The sequence below is a fragment of the Vibrio sp. CB1-5 genome, from assembly GCF_059412285.1.
The window spans coordinates 159,794-179,943 of the sequence record NZ_JBJHPB010000003.1 but is presented as its reverse complement, the minus strand read 5'-3'; the positions used below and the strand labels follow the sequence as shown (position 1 = coordinate 179,943).

The following is a 20,150-nucleotide window of genomic DNA, read 5'->3' as shown; positions in this document are numbered from 1 at the left end:
CATGTATTTGTTTTCTGCATTCGATATTATTAAAACCATATGGTTTTTAAAGTAGTATTGGTTATAAATGAGATCTTGATCTCCATATCTGGTAGTTTCTTCGGATTTTTAGAGGATAAACCATATTGTTTAAAGGTTTGCCTTGTACGCTGAGTCATTACACAGTAATCTCACATCAAATTAGACTCGGCAGAGTAAAGGGATCAGGCGAGAATGGTGAAATATCAGGGCATTTACAACGAAATGAAGGCCAGAATTTTAGCGGGTGAATACTCACCATCTGGTAAGCTTCCGGACGGAAAGTCGTTGGCGAATGAATTTCAGTGCAGCGAGATAACGCTTAAGAAAGCCCTAGATTATTTGGTTAAAGAAGGCTTAGTCGTGCGCAAGCGTGGGGCGGGCTCATTTGTTAAGCAGCCCTCAAGTTCAGTAACGGATTCACATCTACTGGGCACCAAAAAAAGAGCAGAAGAGAAAGGTAAAACGGTCAAAACGCGCGTGGTTAAGTTTGTCAAAATGAATGCCGATAAGGCGATTGCTGATAAACTGAAATGCCAGGTAGGTGAACCAGTCTACGACATTACTCGTGTCCGTGTGCTTGATGGTGTGCCAACTATTATTGAGTACATCTACTTGTCCGCTAACATCATTCCTCGTTTAGCGATCGAGGATGTTAAAGCATCCATCTATGGTTATATCACTGGTAAGCTCGGCCTTACGATACATAGCGCTAATCTTAAAATCACCATCGCTAATGCGACAATAGCGGAGGCGGAGCACCTCAGTCTGCCTGTTGGAGACAATATAGTGAGTGTCGCTCAGAATGCTTACTTGGATAACGGCCAAATTTTTGAATACTCCGTCGCTAAGCACACTTGCGACACGTTCGAGTTCTCAACAACTTACGTCAAGAGCGAAACGCAGCTGTAACGTTTTGAATCACAGCTAGATAAGAGCGCATGAGCGGTTGATTTTTGACCTATGCTTATCCTGACAACCTTCATTAGAAAGCGTTGAATATAAGGAAAGCACGATGAGCAAACCCATAATCGCTGGCAACACACCTATCAAGGTCGAAGTGAAAACAGGGCAAGACTATTATTTTTGTACCTGTGGACGCTCGAAAAACCAACCCTTTTGTGACGGCTCCCATGCAGGAACAGACTTCAAACCAAAAAGCTTTTCTGTCGACAAAGACGGAGATGCCTTTTTATGTCGATGCAAACACACCGCCAATCCTCCTTATTGCGATGGCAGCCACAAACAGTTTTCAAACGAACAAGTAGGTACTGAAGGGCCGGGTGTCACCGCTAAAGCAAATGACGCCCCAGTCGCTACCCAAACTAAAGAGGAGCCTACCGTTGAGTTTATTCATCAGCTCGCTCGCGAGGGACTCTCAAAACTTGGGCATCATGGCCCCATGACCTCGATGGGCGTGCCACGCCATCTATTGCCTCATTGGGATGATCTGCAAGTCATGGTGGCACAAATGGCGACAAAACCCTTGCTAGAAGATGCGGTAGTCGGTACAGAGCTTGTCATTGGACCGCAAGCCAAAAAGCCGCTTAAGCTCAATATTCCCTTATTCGTATCTGACATGAGCTTTGGCGCTTTATCAGAAGAGGCGAAAATCTCTCTAGCAATGGGAGCTGAGCTCGCGGGGACGGGGATTTGTTCGGGTGAGGGAGGTATGCTTCCAGAAGAACAAGCCGCGAACTCGCGTTATTTTTACGAGCTAGCCAGTGCTGGATTTGGCTACGATGAAGACAAACTCAAGTCAGTACAGGCTTTTCATTTCAAAGGCGGGCAGGGTGCGAAAACGGGCACTGGCGGGCACCTTCCAGGTAGCAAGAATATCGGGAAGATATCACAAGTTCGTGGTATTCCCGAAGGAGAACCCGCTATCTCTCCGCCGACATTTAAAGATCTCAATAGCGCTGAAGATTTCAAAGCATTTGCAGACCGCGTAAGAGAGGTAACAGGTGGCATACCTATCGGTTTTAAACTAAGTGCTAACCATATTGAAGAGGACATTCAGTTCGCCCTTGATGCCAGTGCGGATTACATCATTCTTGATGGGCGAGGTGGCGGTACCGGTGCTGCGCCAGAAATGTTCCGCGATCACATTAGTGTGCCAACCATTCCAGCACTAGCGAGAGCGCGGCGATATCTCGACGAGCAAGGAATGAGTGGCAAAGTGACGCTCATCATAACCGGTGGGCTGCGCGTGCCGATGGACTTTGTGAAAGCGATGGCGCTGGGTGCCGATGGCGTCGCAATATCAAATAGTGCCATGCAATCAATAGGCTGTGTGGCGGCGAGAATGTGCAATACCAACAACTGTCCGGCGGGGATTGCCACTCAAAAAGCGGATTTGCGCCAAAGATTGAACGTGGACAAAGCCTCACGCCAACTTAAGAACTTTTTTGAAGCCTCGGTTTCGCTCATGCAAGTAATGGCAAGAGCATGTGGCCATCATCAGTTGAGCGAGTTTAACCATAAAGATTTGGCGACTTGGAATCGAGATATGGCTCATTTGTCTGGCGTAAAGTATTCGGGATATGAACCTTAACGTTTGATACTTATAGTATCGCTGAGTTGCAGCTTAAAATTTACTAGTTGGAACACCGCGGCTATTTTGGTCGCGGTTTTTTGTAATTTCCCATTGACCTGTCTATAGCTTTATAGTTTAAAGTTCATAACCATCAATCACAGAGGGCGATAGTGTGTATCGAATATCTGAGCTGGCAGCCGAAGTGGGCTTGTCGCGAACGGCGCTGCTGTATTACGAAAAACAGCAGCTTATTTGTGGCAAAAGGTTGGCGAACGGCTATCGAGTCTACAGCGATAAAGATTTACAACGAGTCCGATTGATACAGCAATTGCAAGCGGGTGGATTAACACTAAGAGAATGCAAAGCGTGTCTAGAAGCTAAAGTCGATAGAGCGCTGCTGCAAAGCCGTTTGCATACGCTTGAACAAGAGATTGAGCACAAGCAGAAGTCGCGCGATTTATTGGCGGCAATGCTGGGTGAGGGAGACCTAAAAGCGTGGCACGAAGGATTGGATAAGCTCGCTCCTGATGCTCATTTAGATTGGTTGATTAAGCAGGGCTTTAGTGAGAAAGAAGCGCTGCGTTTGAAATGGTTATCAAAAGATATGAACGAACATGACATTTATATGGCCGACTTTATGAAGGTCTTTGAAACGCTCGAACGCTGGGGGCCAGGCAGTGAGCAAGAAACACGAAAAGCATTGAACGCTGTGCCAACATCGCCTAAACAGCTTCTTGAAATCGGCTGCGGGAAGGGGTTAGCAACCAAAGTGCTAGCTGAAAATAGTGATGCGCACATCACTGCGATCGATAATGAACAGTCAGCACTAGACCGACTTACTGAGCGCTTTGAAGCACTGGGTTTAGCCGATAGGCTTGATACTGTTTCTGCAAGCATGACAGAACTTCCTTTTGAACCTCAAAGCTTCGATCTCATCTGGGCGGAAGGCAGCGCCTACATAATGGGTGTAGAAAAAGCGATATCACAATGGAAGCCGTTGCTGGCCGAGCACGGATATATCATGTTGAGCGACATGGTTTGGAAGACATCGACGCCAAGCGAAGCGTCTGTGAGTTTTTGGAATCAAGAGTACCCGGATATCCAACAGGTTGGGACACGTCTTGAGCAGATGAAAAAAGGGGGTTATCTGGTTGTCGAACATTTTCCGATGAGCAGCGAGGCATGGGCAAACTACTATGAACCGCTTGCCGAGCGGATCACAGAGCTTGAACCAGAGATGTCTCAAAAGGCAGCATGGAAAGACATCAAACAAGAGGTAGATACCTGCACACATTTTGCCGAAGAGTTTGGTTATCACATGTTTATCCTTCAAAAGCAGTAAACGTAAGATTGCTGACGAATTAGAGAGCCCACTTTACAGTGGGCTTTTTCATAGAGTTCACACGTCTTTGCTTAATCATTCCAAAAAATTATGCAAATCATAATATCTGATAATTTCACGTACTTTCCCTTTTGTCGTAATCTAGCGCCAATTGGAAATCACCATTTCGCTTATGTCGTCGACTTACCCATGTTAGTGAGTGTCCGCATAAGATTCAGGCGAGGGTAAATATGAAAGTTTTGCACACAATGATTCGCGTAGTGGACTTAGATAAGTCCATTAAATTCTATTCAGAAGTTCTTGGTATGAAGGTGTTAGACCGTTTCGAGAACGAAGAATATCGCTATTCACTCGTTTTTGTTGGCTACGAAGGTCAAGATGCAGGCTCTACCATCGAGCTGACTTATAACTGGGATACAGACCAGTACGACCAAGGCAATGCTTGGGGACATATAGCGATCGGTTGTGACGACATTTATGCAGCATGTGAGCGCATTGAACAGCTTGGTGGCAACATCACTCGTGCACCGGGGCCAATGAAAGGCGGCGAAACTCACATCGCGTTTGTGAAAGATCCTGATGGTTACTCTATTGAGCTAATTCAATCGAGCAAATAATAGAGAACAGATAGAGGCAAATGATTATGGCAGATTCAATGTTTCAACCCATTCAACTTGGTTCGCTTACTCTAAAAAACCGTATTGTGATGCCACCGATGACTCGCTCTCGTGCATCGCAGCCAGGCAACGTAGCTAACGACATCATGGCGCAGTATTACGCACAGCGCGCTTCAGCGGGTCTAATTGTTGCTGAAGGCACGCAGATTTCTCCAATGGGTCAAGGTTATGCTTGGACACCAGGCATTTACTCACAAGAGCAGATTGCGGGCTGGAAAAAAGTAACGGACGCAGTGCACGCTAAAGAAGGCGCAATTTTCGCTCAGCTATGGCATGTAGGCCGTGTTACTCATCCAGATAATATCGGTGGTGAACAGCCAATTTCATCGTCTGCACTCAAAGCAGAAAACGTGAAAGTGTTCGTTGACAATGGCAGCAATGAACCAGGTTTTGTTGACGTTGTTGAACCACGCGCAATGACCAAACAAGATATTGAAGAAGTGATTGCTCAGTACCGTCAAGCGGCTTTAAACGCTGTTGAAGCGGGCTTTGATGGAATCGAATTACACGGTGCAAACGGCTACCTGATTAACCAGTTTATCGACTCAGAAGCGAACAACCGTGATGATGAGTATGGTGGTTCAATCGAAAACCGTCTTCGCTTCCTAGATGAAGTGGTTGCGGCCGTTGTTGACGCCATTGGTGCGGACAAAGTGGGTGTGCGTCTAGCCCCATTTACTTCACTTAACGGTACAGTTGATAAAACACCAGTAGAGACGTACACGGCCGCTGCACGCGTACTGGACAAACACAATGTGGTTTACATGCATATTGCTGAAGTGGATTGGGATGATGCGCCAGACACACCTGCTGAGTTTAAAACAGCAGTACGTGAAGCGTACCAAGGCACCATTATTTATGCTGGTCGCTACAACCAAGAAAAAGCTGAGCAAGCGATCCTTGGCGGTCTTGCGGACATGGTGGGCTTCGGTCGTCCATTTATCGCAAACCCAGACCTGCCGAGTCGCATTCAGCACGGTTACCCGCTAGCACCGCACAACCCAGAGACTCTGTTCGGTGGTAACGAGGTTGGTCTTTTAGACTACCCAGAATACCAAGCGTAATTGATTGTTTAGTGCTGCAATTTGAGCACGATAATCAAATAACGTAACAAGATTAGGCTCGAGGCGAGGGGGCATCCTATTTATAGGAATGGCGTCTCGGGCTTCCTCTTTCTTGTTATCTCTAATACACTCTTCATACCTTCACCTCTCTTTTCGGCTGCAATGAGCTTTACCGATATCCAAGACAAACTGGCCACTTTCACAGCTCTTGAACAGGTCTTTGACTATTTTGAAGTCGACTATGACCGCAAGTTTCTCGATGAATATCGTCTGCCACTTCTCAAGCGCTTCAATGGTTATCTGTTAATGCAAAAACCAGATGATTGGTTCGCTGCGAGGCGAGTTCTGCGTAATGCGTATTGCAAAATCCAACGAGGCCGTCTCGATCCCGCAACACGTTCTGCATGCCGGGGGTGTACTTCTTGTATTAGGCGCTAACAAAAGCCGTAAACAGAAAAAGGCTCATAACCTAGTGGTTATGAGCCTTTATTTTATATCGTGTTTTGGATATTTAGCCGCTTCGCTTATTTGTCGTCAACGTTCACAAACATCATGGTTAGCGTGAAGGCCAGTGCAAATACACCGACAACGCCCAGTACTGCTTGAATGAAGTTCTGAGTACCGCTCGCCAAGTACGCTGGAAGGCTGAACACAGAAGACAGAATGTAGCTGGTTAGGTGAGTATCAATGGTCACTGAAATCGCACCTACGATACCTGCTGCTAGGCTCGCCATAAATAGAGCTTTTGTGTACTTAGTCAGTACGCCAAATAGCGCTGGCTCTGTGATACCAAGGATAGCGGTGATACCTGAACCTACTGTGACTGAAGATTGCTCTTTAGAAACGCGGTTGCGCTGTTTGTACCATACCGCCATCGTCGCGCCAGCAATTGCTAGGTTACCGAGACACATAATCGGCATTAGCAAATCTTTTCCGTATAACGCAAAGTTGTTGAGGCTGATTGGTGTCATGCTGTGGTGGATACCAAACACAATCGTAATAGGACGAGTGATACCGAACACAAAACCAGTAAGCGTTGGTGAAATCTCTAGTAGTGAGCTCACTACCCAACCTGCGCCATTACTTAGCCACATACCTGCTGGAGCAACCAATGACAGGACAATGGTCGACGTCACTGTGAAGGCCAGTAGGGGGGTAAATACAGGCTTCGCAGAAGATGGCACAAAACGGTCAACGAACGGTGTCACTTTAGACAATACCCAAACCGCTAGGATTGCTGGCACGATAGCACCGCCATAGTTGAGCAGTTCGATAGGCACGAAGCCCAATACGGTAAGCTCAGGAGCGCTGCCCACTTCTTTTAACATTGCCGCTTTATCAACAAGCTTTGGAGCTAGCATCGCAGATGAAACCGCAAGCGCAATGTACTCGTTCACTTTAAATACTTTAGCGGCCGAGAAAGACACCAACATAGGAAGGAAGAAGAACACCGCGACTGAAATCGAGCGGAAGAAGAATACCGTGTCCGACGACTCTGAAATCACATTGGTTGCAATAAGGCCTGAAAGCAGGCCCATCAACATACCTGCGCCTGCAATCGCTGGAACGACAGGGCCAAAGATACCCGCGACGACTCGCATGGCATTTTGGAACAGTTTGCCTTTCTCTGCTTCTGAAATAGGCTCGTCAGTGGTCGTGCTTACGCCGGAAAGCGCGTTGTACCACTTCTCGACATCGACACCGATGACGATTTGAGTTTGACCTTGAGCAAGCACCACACCTTTGACTCCTGGGATGGCTTCTAGTACGTCCTTGTTGGCTAGAGATTCATCGGCAAGCTTAAAGCGAAGGCGAGTCATACAGTGCGTGATGTTGATGATATTGTCATCCCCACCCAGCGCAGCGACAAGCGACTGTAGGCTGTCGTTGAAACGGCTTTGCTCGCTATTGGTATTAGTTTTTGAGTTCACGTCGTTTAGCGTTTCGGTTAGTTGCATAGTAGGATTTCCTATCTTCTACCGTTATTCGATGGGGCTATCATATCCAGCGATAAGATTTGTCCCAATCGAAAAAACAGAGAGATTCATCACATTAAATGCGTGAATTTACTAATTTTAAGCTATTTTTGGCGATTGGTTCGTTTTTCTTTAAAAAATTACATCGATAACGAACCAGTTAAAATTGGACATAAATTAGCGCTTGAATTTCACTATTTTTCGCTGTTAGATAGAATGAGATTTCATACTAAGAGCCCATATCGTGAAAGAAAACATCATTACAAATGTCCAGTGCATCATTACGAAACCGGACAGACATAATCTTATTGCTGTCATCGTTGAAACTGAATCAGGCGTTACTGGCTATGGCTGTGCAACCTTTCAGCAGCGTCCACTTGCTGTAAAAACCATGGTTGACGAATATATTAAGCCTTTAGTTGTTGGTCGCAATGCAAATAATATTGAAGACCTATGGCAAATGATGATGGTGAATTCATATTGGCGTAATGGTCCGGTTATAAATAATGCAATCTCTGGTGTTGATATGGCACTTTGGGATATTAAAGCTAAGCTAGCAAATATGCCTTTACATCAATTGTTTGGCGGTAAATCCCGCGATGCTATTCAGGTATACACTCACGCGACCAGTGACACGATGGAAGGTTTATACCAGCAAGTCGATGAATTTTTGGAGCAAGGCTACAAGCACATTCGCTGCCAGCTAGGTTTCTATGGTGGTGTTCCAGAAAACATGCACACCACAAAGCAGCCAACGGCTGGATCGTATTACGATCAAGACCAGTACATGGCGAACACCATCGACATGTTTAAAAAGCTACGTGAGAAATATGGTAATCAATTCCACATTCTTCACGATGTGCATGAAAGACTGTTTCCGAATCAAGCATTGCAGTTTGCCAAGCAAGTTGAGCAGTACTATCCGTACTTTATCGAAGATATTCTGCCACCCAATCAAACTGAGTGGTTGACGAACCTGCGTAGCCAAACATCAGTGTCGCTAGCACTTGGTGAGCTGTTCAATAATCCAGAAGAGTGGAAGTCGGTGATCATTAATCGCCAGATTGACTTCATTCGTTGTCACGTGTCGCAAATTGGTGGCATTACACCAGCACTTAAGCTGGGTCACTTATGTGAAAGCTTTGGCGTGCGCATTGCGTGGCACTGTCCACCAGATATGACACCGATTGGCGCAGCGGTGAACACGCACCTGAATGTGCATCTGCATAATGCCGCTATTCAAGAGCACGTGCATTACAAAGAGAATACTCGCCGCGTATTCCCGAATGCAGCAGAGCCGCGACAAGGTTTCTTGTATGCCAGCGAAAAGCCGGGTATCGGCGTGGAAATGGATGTTGAGGCAGCAGCGGACTTCCCGGTGGAGTATCGCGCTCATGAATGGACTCAAAGCCGACTGCCGGACGGTTCAATTCATACGCCTTAATAGTTGGCAAATAAGAAATAAATGAAAACGACCGCTAATTTAGCGGTCGTTTTGATCTCGGTACTGTAAACTTTCGTTATTAAATTTGGTGTGATAAGTGCACTGGTAGTTAATATCTATAATGTCACTAACAATAAAAGCTTCACCAGAGGTTAAAAAACCTCGGTTGGTAATATTCATTGCAGAGGTTGAACGTTTACACTGTAATATCTTTGCATCTTCTGATGATACGCTAACGGCTTTGTAACTGGTGAGATAGCTATCTATTTCTAATCCAAGTGAAAGTGCTAATTTTTGTAGCGAACTCTCCACCAGAGTATCATTCATCTTGGGGAATAAATGTACGGGTAAAATAGTCTCTTCAATTTGAGTGATCTTATCTTGCACTAATCTTAAGCGTTTGATATGCCACAGGTAATCATCCTCACCTATAGAAAATACTTGCATCTCATGATGTGTGGGGATGCGTTTATTGAGCTGAACTTTCTTATAAGAAATATGCTCAAAGCTGTTTTCAGTGATGGAGTTATAAATCAGTGGTGTACCGATAATTGCGGTATTAACAAAATAACCGGATCCTGTTTTCGGTTTTACCACACCAATCGCTTCAAGTTTTGCTAAGGCCTTTCTAATTGAAAACCTCGATAACTGATACTTGTCGGCTAGCTCCCTTTCTGAAGGGAGTTTTTGGGTGATCACACCTTGGCAGATTTTGCTGATTAGATCTTGAACTAGCTGTTCGTGCTTTTTCATCGAGAAGGGCAACAGTTGCAACAGATAAGGTTAATGATAGCGATGAAGGGGCTACGTTGGCAAACGTATTCGCGGGACGAGATCGACGTTTTAGCATAAAGGCTGGATGCCAAGCGAGCAATGCTCGCTTGGCCCTAGAGATTTATTGGCATTGGTTAAGACTTACAGCAATTGGGTTCGCTTTTTCGTCAAATTTCACCGACCAAACGTATTTACCAGCGGCTTCAATGGTTGATTTGGTGTCTTTCCCGTAGCCACCCCATTTCAATACTTTCGTTTCGCCAACTTTGAGAACTCGACCGTCTGCGGTGAACTGCGGTTTCCAGTCTGATGCTGCGTACTGCATTGAGTATTTCCCCGGTTTCTCTTCGACTACGGCTTGATATAGGCCATCGCCTTTGTGTTCAAATGCGCGAGCGTCGATGTGTTTCCAGCTTGCACCAGGAAAGGTGCCAACGACATAAAGCTTTTTACGTACAGGGCCTGCTTCCGAAACTGTCGGGTTGTCACAGGCAGCCATCATGGCTGTGTCAACACCTGCTGGAGCTGCAGCCACTGCTGCCGTTGTTGCGGTTGCCGTCTCATTCGCTGAAGAAGTCGCTGGATCTGACGCACAGCCAAACATAAGTGCACTCATCACTGCCATAGACAGAGCAGATTTTATTGATGTCATGGGTTGTCCTTTTTTATTTTTGGTTAGGGCATCACCAATTTAATGTGCGCAATATCTAAGCAGCTCATCCTTTTGATTGAAGAGAAGGGGATGAGACTCAAGGATGAGAGTAGTAGGTCACAAAGCGTGCAACTATCTACTGGTGGATTTTTATGGTTTTAAGAATGATAGGTTGAAACTTGTTGGTATTACTATATTTGTCGAGATTTTACTCCTTTGGAAGTGTTGTTGTTAGAGATAAAAACCATTCGTATCAGATTGATAACAAGATCGGTTTTGGTGCATGTTAAGCAAAGGGGGGTTCTTGTTGGTCTCACAGCAATGATAAAGCAGGCTGGGTGAACAGAATGGCTCTTATTGCGTAGATAACAGAGCAAGTGACTGAAAAGGAGAACATCATGCGTCTACCAATTTTACTATTTGTGTTCGCTCTATCTTCGTTTGGAGCGTGGTCCGCGGGTTCCAGCTCTAGTTATAACTCGTTGAACAAAGCCGAGCGCACTTACAATCAAGGCGTGGAACTGATGAAAGACAAACAATTTCTCGATGCTGAGAAAAAGTTTCGAGCTGCCCTCAAACGAGATAAAAAGTGGGCGCAAGCACACAACAACCTCGCTTATACCCTACGTAAACAGGGGGCAGATCATTACAACACTGCGCTATTTCATTACAACAAAGCGATTTCTATCGCACCGTCGCTCCCTGAGCCATACATGTACCGAGGTGTGCTCCATGTGCAAATGGGTAATGCATCACTTGCCAATGACGATCTTGCTAAGTTGCGCGCACTCAAGTCGCCATTGGCTGATGAACTTGAATTTGTGATTGAAAACGGAAAAGAGAAAGCGCCAGAGCGATTTTTTGGCGTCTTTGAAAAAGTAAGAGGGTAGTGCTTGAGCTGAGTTAATGGTCTTAATCCGTATATTGAAGCACCAACGTGTTCGAAGGCGCATGCTAGAGCTTAGGGTGGTGAAACAGTTGGTGAATTTCGCACTATGTGCGTTAAATTCGCCAGATCACAAACCAGCTCCAAGAATGGTTCTTTCAAGGTATTGATTTTTAATAAGTTAAAAGTTGGCACCACATGTGCAACTGGGAATGGGCAAGTAAGGTAGTCTGCACGTTTAGTATTAACCAATCCCAAAGGGGCACATTATGAAAAGCTTACTCGTATCTACTCTTGGTATTATTGCTATCACGTATTCGGCTTTTGCTGCCGCTAACACGCTTGATCAACAGGAGTGGAGTGAGTATTTGCGTCATGATATGACGGCAATGAAGCATGAGGCAGTCGCCGATATCTCACAACTGAATCTGGCAGAGATAGAAGCTCGCGACGAGCGAATTGTAAAACGCATCAAAGCTGAACAATCTCAGTTGGTCAACAGTAAGTGCCAAGGTGGCGATGCCCCGAAGTCGTGAATGCCTCTTATCTAGTGTAAGCATTAGTAGTGGCTCAGTTCATTCTTGAGCCTGAGTAAGAGACATCGACTGCATAAACACCTCATTTATGATTGGTCGAACACGGGACGTTTTTTGTTGCTGAAGTAAAAGAACGTGCTGAGCCCGATGAACAACGCGGCGAAGTAATAGAAAAACGACGACAGTGACGCTAAAAAGTCGAGGTGTCGAGCAATTTCTTGTTCGCTATACTGCTGAGAAACTATCTTGTAGTAGTACGCATAGAGCATACCTATCATGCCGTATCCAAGGTTGAACATTAGACCTTTGAAGCTGAGAACGGTGGCTCTGTTGTGTGACTCGGTCTTTCTGTTGAGGTGATAGCTAATGAAGATATTCACCGTCATGGTAATGAACACCAATAACAGAGCGGGAATCACGCCATAAATCGGCCAGCCGCGACTTATCCAGAAGTAGATTGCCGTAGCGGCAAGGCCCATTAACGCAATGAAAGACTTTGGTTCCATACGCTCGGCCAGTCTGCGGCTTTGCCCTGCCAATAAGATTTGGAATACACTCACGCCAGCGCCAATAAAACCGATATAGATAATCGGGATCTCAATGGCGCGGTAGTACTGACTGTTCATGGTCAAAAACATACGTGAGGTGTGCTCAAACAAACTGTAATAGAGCAAGATGAACATCACGTATGGCGTCGCTATTACCCACTTAGCCGTATCCATGGTCAGCCTCAGGCTCGCCATCGTCGAAGCCACTTTTCCATCGGCATGTGGTGCGGCTTTACGCTCTTCCTGCATGCTGGTGGCGGCATAAATGGCAACGAGCGCAACGAGCAAGGTAGCATAGACAGGAATGCGCATGATGTCCTGGGTGCTTTCTGGTCTAGCTAGACCAAACCATTCAGCGATATTACCCATCACGTTGACATCGTACATGGCAGCGCCAAGCAAGGTGATAACGATGCCAACACTGGATGCAATACGCAGCTGTATTTGCAGAACCTGCGGCCATATTTCTTCCTTGCCCTGATCTTTTAGTGTGTCGTAGGCGAGCGCTTCATCGGCGCCGCTGGCTAGCGACATCGCCAATCCACTCAACATTCGATTGACCAAAAAGACCCCGAAGACTAAGTTAGCGTTCCCGGTGGGAACAAAGGCAATCATGGCGATCTCTACGAACATGACGATCGATGACAGCACCACGAGTTTTTTGCGACCTAACGTATCTGCGAACGCACCGGAAGGTACTTCAGAAATAACGATAGTCGCTGCCCACACCACATTAAGCATGGCAAATTGAGACAGGGTAAGGCCGTAGTCCAGATAGAGGAGAGTAAAAACGGGGTAGTAGAAGCGTGCAAAATAGCTGCTACGAAACATTAAAAAGTAGCGAACATTTTTAATCTGGAGTATTTCTTTGACTGTCATTGAGTCTTCCGCTGTGAAGTTGGAATCTGAATGCGATATGGATATAGGTATAGCCTGTTTCTATCGTTGGTTAAAGCTTCTTACTTTAAAATCAGTTAATTGCAGAATAATCTCGAATGCAAGTGATAGATTTAATTTGTGATGATGGAGTGAGTTTTGCTATCTTATAGGAAAGGTTAAGTTATTGATTTGTATGGATGATGATTTCTAATTAAGTATTTATTGGTGTTGTTTTAGCTGTTGCTAATATTGACGTTAAATACATTCCTTTAGGAGCTCTCTAAATTAGTCCACTATGCCTAGTTCACGTGCGTGCCTTGTCACGTGAAGTTCTACGTACATTTATTCTTGTCACATACTATGGCGTTTACTTATGACTCAATTTCGACTTTGGTACTTAGCACAATCTTCGATTGGTATCGTAGGCTGGATAGGTGTGGCCATCCTCCTAAACCCTATTATTATTGAACGCACTGAAAGCGGTATGCTGCTTGGCCAAGTTATGGCTCTTATTGGTGGAGCGGGAGTGTTAGCTCCGGTAATTGGTGCTGTTGCCGACAAATACGCTTGTCATCGTTTGCTGCAACGCTGTGCCTTACTTATTAATCTTGCTGCACTCGTTGTGCTCTATTTCGCCCAGTCGTCCGCGGTGACGTACTGGTTGGTTGGAGCTTTGATGGGGATCGCTATTGTCACACTCTTAGTTTTAAACCCTACTTTTGTTATCGCGCACAGTGATAACCAACAGGAAGAAGGTCGAAGCTTAGCCAAGTTGTTTCAGTTTCAATTTCTAGGTGTTGTCGTTTCTGGTGTGCTTATTGCACTTGCCGATCACTATCAGCTCACAACAGAGGTGAAACTGCAGCTGCTCATGGTGCTACTGGTTATCATCATTATTACTGTTTTCATCGCACCTCCTGCTCCTATTAGCGCGAAGTCAACAGAGTTGACGGAAAGCGAGAAAACTCAAGCTCCGTTAAAAAGAGCATTTCTGCCGTGGGCTCTTTTTTTGTTGTCGGCGTTTTGTTCAATGTTCTTGTCCGCTAATTTGATGGAGCTTGGGCCGCTGCTTGTCAAAGAAGTCTATAACGTCGAAATTGGCAATTCAGCCTTAGGCATGGCGACTTCTGCAGCCATTTGTATCTTCTTGCTTGAGCCGGCTGGAAGGTGGATGCAAAAAAGTGGCCCGTTCAAAGTTTGGCTTACGGCACAAGGCATTTTCTTAGTGCTAGGGTTGATATTTTGGTCAACGGTCGGCATGACAGTGCCCGAAATACTGCCGGTTGCTTTGCTGGTTATTTTAATTCAAGCAATGTCTTGGAACGATCTAGCGGTTCCAGCAATCGCAGTGCGACTGAGCCCTACTTCTCCTGCATTAACTCAGGGCATGTTGATGTTTGCGATGGCTGGGGGATTTGGCGGAGGTACGTTATTGGCCGGTATTTGCATTGACGTTTTTGGTTACGCGTCGGTATTTACGCTTTCTCTAGTGGGTATTGTTTTGTCGCTGACGTTTATTGCCCTGATTGTACTAACAGGTCACCGTCGCCAGCTACAAAGTGGCTAAGCCTTTTTAATACATTAGATGACCGCATCACAGCTAATTTACGCGATTCATCTTTTGTCTTATTGTGGTTTAATAGCCTCTCTTAGTCACGCTTTTAACAGCAGTAGGTAGATATGAAAGCAGTCACTATTTTAGATGGTGGTATGGGGCGAGAACTGGAGCGCATCGGTGCGCCGTTTTCTCAGCCTTTGTGGAGTGCTCAAGCGCTGATTGAATCGCCACAATTGGTTAAACAGGCGCATCACGCTTTTATCGATGCGGGCTCCGAGATCATTACAGTGAATAGCTACGCATGCGTGCCATTTCACCTAGGCGATGAGGGATATGCTCAGCAAGGTGCAGCGCTTGCCAATAAAGCCGCAAAACTGGCTCGTGAGGCGGTTTCTGAATCGACGCATAACGTGCTTGTCGCAGGGTCGCTGCCGCCGGTATTTGGCTCTTATCGACCAGAGCTGTTTCAATATGAGCGAGCGAAAGCGATCACCACAGAGCTGATGCAAGCGCAAGATGAGTACGTTGATTTGTGGCTAGCAGAAACGGTTGCCAGCATTGCTGAAGCTAAAATGTATCTAGAGCTGTTTAATGCAACTCAAAAAAATGCCTACCTTTGCTTTACCCTACAAGATGAATTGGAACAGCCTGCATTGCTTCGTTCCGGAGAGACAGTGGAAGAGGCCGTCGAGCAATTATTAGAGGCTGGTGGGAAAGGGCTATTCTTCAACTGCTCCATTCCAGAAGTGATTGCACAGGCCATTGAAGTCGTGAATAGCGTCACCCAACGTGAGCACAAGAGTTTGGAAATTGGCGTGTTTGCTAACAGCTTTACGCCGATTAAATCGGGACATCAAGCTAACGAGGCGATTCAAACCGTTCGTCACTTTTCTCCAGAAGAGTATCTTGATTTTGCTAAACATTGGCATGAATTAGGCGCGACTATTATTGGTGGTTGCTGCGGTATTGAACCGAGGCATATCGCGCTGTTATCCACTTGGAAGCAGGAAAGCTAGATAAGGTGAGACTGGCACTGACCCTTCCCAAATCAAGCTTCTAGCTGTTTTACCTTATTTACTTTATTCGATGTGGTGCCGTTGCACCACTTTTGCAGCATGTTTACGAGCTTGGCTTTATCCGCAGGCTTATGGATGTAGTCATCCATAAGCGTCGCAATGGACTGGCGAGCATCCGGCCCGCATTCGCCAGATAGTGACACGATGGGCGTCGATGTCGTGAGCTTTCGAATTTCTTCACATGCTTCAAAACCATTCATGTTGGGCATACGGATGTCCATGAAAATGAGATCGAACTTTGTTCGTTTCGCCTTTTCAATGGCTTCAATGCCGGACGCCGCTTGCTCAACCTTTACACCCTCCGCTACTAGATAGCTTTGCACCAGAAGACGATTAACGTGGGTGTCATCGACAACCAACACTCTCTTACCCATGAGGGATTCTTTTTTCTTCAACGCGCCCGCTTGTTCGGCTTTAACGAAAGTGCTCCAAAAGCTGTACTTGCTGAATGTCAGCAATGTTGCTTGAAAGGCATCAACATAGCTCAGCTCTTCTTCTGTGCGGGTGGTACAGAAAAGTGTCGGGATAGTGCCGTGCTGATTGGCAGCATGGATAGCATTTGCAGTTTCACTGGCAGCGGAAGGCTCGAGGTCGGCTACCAGCACAAAATCGACGTCAATATCAGCCAAGTAGTCCAGTGCTTGTTGCTTCGCATTAACATAGTGAACCGCAAGCGCAAACTCGTCATCGAGGCATTGTTGTAGCCAAGCCTGTGAGGTGTATGGGGCGATCACTAACGTCTTTTTGTTCGCTAAAATTGGGTGTAGCTGTGTGTGCAGTTTGACTTCGTATGCGGATTCATCGATGACAGGAAAAGTGAGCTCAAACGTCGTATATTTACCGATCTGCGAATGACAATGTATATCACCACCAAAGGCGGCCATTACTCGTTTACAATACGAAAGTCCAAGTCCGGTGCCGGTTCCTTTGCCTATCGTAAACAGGTCATCGAAGATTTGATCCAGATGAGCCTCTGCGATACCTGGGCCAAAATCGGTAAATGATATCGTATTGTTGTTCTCTCGTTGCTGAAAACCGATGTCTATTTTGCTCTGTGGATACTGCTCAAAATAGTAAGTCGCATTTTTTAGTAGGTTGTAAATAACAAAGCTGAATAGGGTGTCGTCTCCCCAGAATGCGAAGTCTTCAATATTCACATTTACCCGTTGACGATCCTCAGGTTTATTAAAGCTAAAGTCATTGATCGCGGCTAACGTTAACTCGCCAGCGGAATGGGATGAGAAGCGATCGGTTTTGAGCGACTCACCTCTTAACTCCGACAACATCGCGTCGATAAACCGCGTGCCAGACTGAATTGCACGCTTACTCTCATGCAGCGCTTGGTGCAGTTGTTTGATTTCTTCTGAGTTGTGATTACCCAAATCTGTTGGGTCATTACCTAAGACTTTGGTGTCAATCTGCTCGAACTGATATTTGAGTTTGCTAAACGGATTACGTATTTCGTGGGCAATGGAGCCCGCCAGAATTTGGCTTTTTCGAACTTTATCTTCTGCAATGATCCAGCGGCTAGCCTCTTTAAACAGTAAACGCAGCCCTACCACTTGATCCGCGCTGATTAGCGGATGCTGTTCGGATTGGTTGGCAAGGTATAAGTGGGATATTCGCTTTCTATTATCAAAAATGGGCACGATAAGTGACACTTTGTTAGCGACCATATAGTCGATGATATCGCCCATGCTTTCTTTAGCGTCAATATGATGATTGAGGATATAGACAAGCTCATCTTTCACAAGAATGCGCTCGCCTTTCTGTAGAAATTCCAATACCTGAGCATCCTTATCGGTAATGGTTTGACGCACATAACCGTTTGAGACGCCTAATATGTGATTGAGTCGTTCTATCGCCTCTTTGCATGAAAACCGAAACTCTGACTCAAGACTGCAGATTTGGTCGATACTGTTACCGGCGCTCCCATACAACGATTGATTGAAGAACCAATAGATCTTTTTGAGTGACTTTTGATAAAAAAGGCCAGTGATAACAATCCAACCTAGTAAGGCCATGTTTTGATAACTACCTGTGGATGCGAGAAATACAGCGGGAACGATGAAAATAACGATATTAGCCAGTGAACTAATGCCTACTAGAGTAATATACCGGCCACTGTAAAAGCGGTTAAATAGCAGGGCATACCCAATTATCATCAGTTCAAGTACCGATAGCGTGGGCGCTACCCATACCAGTGAAAAGTCATTTAAGAAATACGGAATGACAATCATCACAACTAAGGTGGATGCCATAAAGACAATCACACCAGCCATCATATAGCCTGACTTGAGCTGTGTAAGTCTGAGCTCACTTTTCCATGCGCGAACAAAGTTGAGAAATGTCAGGGCGATGATAAACGGAGCAGTGAGGAAGAATATTTTGTTGTACTCTCCAAAGCGAATTAAAAATTTACCAGAAGAATACACTTCGACATCGATGACCGTCATGTCAGGAATTAAGTTGACGACCAGAGAGTGGATTGATAATCCTATTAATATAATGGACTGTAATCTGGAGATATTTTTATTTTTAGCTTTGGATATGAGCTTACAAGAGAACCAATATGCCGCCAAAATAGCAAGGGCACAGAAAATATTTGCCCCGATGGCCATTACTAGGGCGATATCAGGATCATAATAAGTGATTAAGTCAGATTGGAAATAAGCATTGGTGTAAATCCAACATGCGATGAAAAATGCATAAAGACAGTAAGGAAGGTAGATCGATTGATCTACCTTAAACTGGTTCTTCACCATCTTGTATGACATGTAAATCGCCCAAACAAATACACCAGTACCGATCAAAAACATGATAAGTCCTGGTGTATCAGAGCAAGCTAATTTTAGAATTTCAGGCATGATGCAAAATGAGTCGTGCTCTTCTTCCTTGCTGACAACACTTGCTTATAGTACTGCTTATAATTGCATTCTCCAATAGCTTTAACCATTGGGTCGCTCAAAATTAAACCTTTATAAGTATAGGGGGAGGACGGGTTGATCTGCTGATAGGCCATAGGGACGTAGCAGTCACTCATGTCACTATACAGGTTAACATATTGAAAAAAATACAGTAACGCAGGTTGCTCGGTAACAACGTATACCCCCTTTATGCCAACATTTTCCATAAAAATGGCAATGTGTTTTATTGTCAGAAACAAAACAGTATTAAGTTTACTCGTTGGCCCACTGATTGCCATTCGAATTAGTTCACAGCAGTCTTGGCCATGCTTTAGGCTCTTTGTGAAGGACTGATCTAAGCCTCGAGGTGCCGAAAGGTTCAGGTTTATGTCTAATCTATCGTTAAACATACCAGAAGCTTCCAGTGCGTTTACGTTGTGATCCCCCAATGACACAGTCCAGCTTTCGGACTGAAAGAACGGCGTGAAAGAAAGCCAGTTGCTTTTCTCATTCCAGCGTTGAATCTTCGCAGATGCGACTAATGTACAGCTATCATCGTCATTTTGTTGATAAAGTATAAAGTGTTCGCCTTTTGCCGATAGGTTTAGCTCAAACAACATTTCATACCAATGTTGCTGTTTAACAAAAGTTTCTAGATTTAACAGTGTATTAGCATTGGATAGTCGCAATTCTCGACTTGAAAAATGGGTGAGAAATCGTCGCTCATCTTTTTCAATATTCAGAATAAGCTCTGCATAATAGCCATGCTCTAGTTCAATTTTTTGTATGATTGAACTGCCATTTGAGCCGTAGTCCCATAAATGAAAATTAGAATCCAATAGCAGAGCAAAGCGTTTATATTCAGACCAGAACTGTAATAAACCGCCAAAGAGTGACTGTGATTTTAGCTCGACATAATGATAGAAATTTGGAACGCCAAATAAAGTCGTACTGTTAATCAGCATAGACATAGTCTCTGAGGAGTATTGGGAATCTAGGTTTCCATTCGATTGATGATGCTCATCTATACTAATGAGTTGTTCGAGACGTTTTTTGATGATTTTCTCAAAAATAGTGTGGTCATTATTTGTCACAATATAATTGTGGACTTCTTTTAAAAATGTATCCTTTTTATTTTCTTTGGTTTGCCCAGTTTGACTATATAATTTATGAGAATGAAGACTAGGCATTGTGATTTCAGACATATTTTTCCTCTTTTGTGTTTAACTGAGGAAATTGTATGAAAGAAATTATGATGTCATTGATGGTTTGCTGTGC

At 44.9% G+C, this 20,150-nt stretch carries 17 protein-coding genes; 11 read left to right on the top strand and 6 right to left on the bottom strand.

The window, feature by feature from the left end:
• Positions 1 to 213 precede the first annotated feature (213 nt).
• The 6 genes from ACJB0T_RS03480 to ACJB0T_RS03455 all read left to right on the top strand — a co-directional run bounded on the left by ACJB0T_RS03480 (position 214) and on the right by ACJB0T_RS03455 (position 6,075).
• Positions 214 to 930, top strand: a complete 717-nt coding sequence (locus ACJB0T_RS03480) for a GntR family transcriptional regulator (RefSeq protein WP_479292852.1) — start codon at positions 214 to 216, stop codon at positions 928 to 930.
• Between the two features lie 103 nt (positions 931 to 1,033).
• Positions 1,034 to 2,572, top strand: a complete 1,539-nt coding sequence (locus ACJB0T_RS03475) for a glutamate synthase-related protein (RefSeq protein ID WP_479292854.1) — start codon at positions 1,034 to 1,036, stop codon at positions 2,570 to 2,572.
• Positions 2,573 to 2,726: 154 nt separating this feature from the next.
• The gene (locus tag ACJB0T_RS03470) at positions 2,727 to 3,896 is read left to right on the top strand and encodes a MerR family transcriptional regulator (protein ID WP_479292855.1); all 1,170 of its coding nucleotides are present in this window, start codon (positions 2,727 to 2,729) and stop codon (positions 3,894 to 3,896) included.
• 230 nt (positions 3,897 to 4,126) lie between these two features.
• Positions 4,127 to 4,513 carry a lactoylglutathione lyase gene (gloA, locus tag ACJB0T_RS03465; protein WP_042470576.1) on the top strand — a complete coding sequence of 129 codons (387 nt, stop codon included), beginning with the start codon at positions 4,127 to 4,129 and terminating at the stop codon, positions 4,511 to 4,513.
• Positions 4,514 to 4,539: 26 nt separating this feature from the next.
• Positions 4,540 to 5,637: an alkene reductase gene (locus ACJB0T_RS03460; RefSeq protein ID WP_479292857.1), complete on the top strand. Its 1,098-nt coding sequence runs from the start codon at positions 4,540 to 4,542 to the stop codon at positions 5,635 to 5,637.
• A gap of 162 nt (positions 5,638 to 5,799) precedes the next feature.
• Positions 5,800 to 6,075 carry a nitrogenase-stabilizing/protective protein NifW gene (locus ACJB0T_RS03455; protein WP_338166048.1) on the top strand — a complete coding sequence of 92 codons (276 nt, stop codon included), beginning with the start codon at positions 5,800 to 5,802 and terminating at the stop codon, positions 6,073 to 6,075.
• An 86-nt stretch (positions 6,076 to 6,161) separates the two neighbouring features.
• Here ACJB0T_RS03455 and ACJB0T_RS03450 read toward each other — a convergent pair whose 3' ends face one another.
• Positions 6,162 to 7,595, bottom strand: coding sequence for a PTS transporter subunit EIIC (locus tag ACJB0T_RS03450; protein WP_479292860.1), 1,434 nt, complete (start codon positions 7,593 to 7,595; stop codon positions 6,162 to 6,164).
• Positions 7,596 to 7,857: 262 nt separating this feature from the next.
• On the opposite strand from ACJB0T_RS03450, the gene ACJB0T_RS03445 reads away from it, so the two are divergent.
• Complete coding sequence (locus ACJB0T_RS03445; protein WP_479292861.1) at positions 7,858 to 9,057, top strand: enolase C-terminal domain-like protein; 1,200 nt, start codon at positions 7,858 to 7,860, stop codon at positions 9,055 to 9,057.
• A 39-nt stretch (positions 9,058 to 9,096) separates the two neighbouring features.
• Here the strand turns inward: ACJB0T_RS03445 and ACJB0T_RS03440 are convergent, their stop codons facing one another.
• Both ACJB0T_RS03440 and ACJB0T_RS03435 read right to left on the bottom strand, forming a co-directional pair.
• Positions 9,097 to 9,810: a GntR family transcriptional regulator gene (locus ACJB0T_RS03440; protein ID WP_112462922.1), complete on the bottom strand. Its 714-nt coding sequence runs from the start codon at positions 9,808 to 9,810 to the stop codon at positions 9,097 to 9,099.
• Between the two features lie 142 nt (positions 9,811 to 9,952).
• The gene (locus tag ACJB0T_RS03435) at positions 9,953 to 10,483 is read right to left on the bottom strand and encodes an early set domain-containing protein (protein ID WP_479292863.1); all 531 of its coding nucleotides are present in this window, start codon (positions 10,481 to 10,483) and stop codon (positions 9,953 to 9,955) included.
• A gap of 398 nt (positions 10,484 to 10,881) precedes the next feature.
• On the opposite strand from ACJB0T_RS03435, the gene ACJB0T_RS03430 reads away from it, so the two are divergent.
• Positions 10,882 to 11,373 carry a tetratricopeptide repeat protein gene (locus ACJB0T_RS03430; protein WP_479292864.1) on the top strand — a complete coding sequence of 164 codons (492 nt, stop codon included), beginning with the start codon at positions 10,882 to 10,884 and terminating at the stop codon, positions 11,371 to 11,373.
• A 265-nt stretch (positions 11,374 to 11,638) separates the two neighbouring features.
• Entirely contained in the window at positions 11,639 to 11,905 is a 267-nt protein-coding gene (locus tag ACJB0T_RS03425) for a hypothetical protein (protein WP_479292866.1), read from the top strand.
• An 86-nt stretch (positions 11,906 to 11,991) separates the two neighbouring features.
• Here ACJB0T_RS03425 and ACJB0T_RS03420 read toward each other — a convergent pair whose 3' ends face one another.
• A complete protein-coding gene (locus ACJB0T_RS03420; protein ID WP_479292868.1) occupies positions 11,992 to 13,332 on the bottom strand; it encodes an MFS transporter in 1,341 nt (446 codons plus the stop codon).
• A 373-nt stretch (positions 13,333 to 13,705) separates the two neighbouring features.
• Here ACJB0T_RS03420 and ACJB0T_RS03415 point away from each other — a divergent pair, with 373 nt between their 5' ends.
• A complete protein-coding gene (locus ACJB0T_RS03415; RefSeq protein WP_479292870.1) occupies positions 13,706 to 14,899 on the top strand; it encodes an MFS transporter in 1,194 nt (397 codons plus the stop codon).
• 113 nt (positions 14,900 to 15,012) lie between these two features.
• Entirely contained in the window at positions 15,013 to 15,906 is an 894-nt protein-coding gene (locus tag ACJB0T_RS03410) for a homocysteine S-methyltransferase family protein (protein WP_479292872.1), read from the top strand.
• Positions 15,907 to 15,938: 32 nt separating this feature from the next.
• Here the strand turns inward: ACJB0T_RS03410 and ACJB0T_RS03405 are convergent, their stop codons facing one another.
• Complete coding sequence (locus ACJB0T_RS03405; protein ID WP_479292873.1) at positions 15,939 to 18,785, bottom strand: ATP-binding response regulator; 2,847 nt, start codon at positions 18,783 to 18,785, stop codon at positions 15,939 to 15,941.
• 32 nt (positions 18,786 to 18,817) lie between these two features.
• Complete coding sequence (locus tag ACJB0T_RS03400) at positions 18,818 to 20,077, bottom strand: acyl-homoserine-lactone synthase (protein ID WP_479292875.1); 1,260 nt, start codon at positions 20,075 to 20,077, stop codon at positions 18,818 to 18,820.
• Between the last annotated feature and the right edge of the window lie 73 nt (positions 20,078 to 20,150).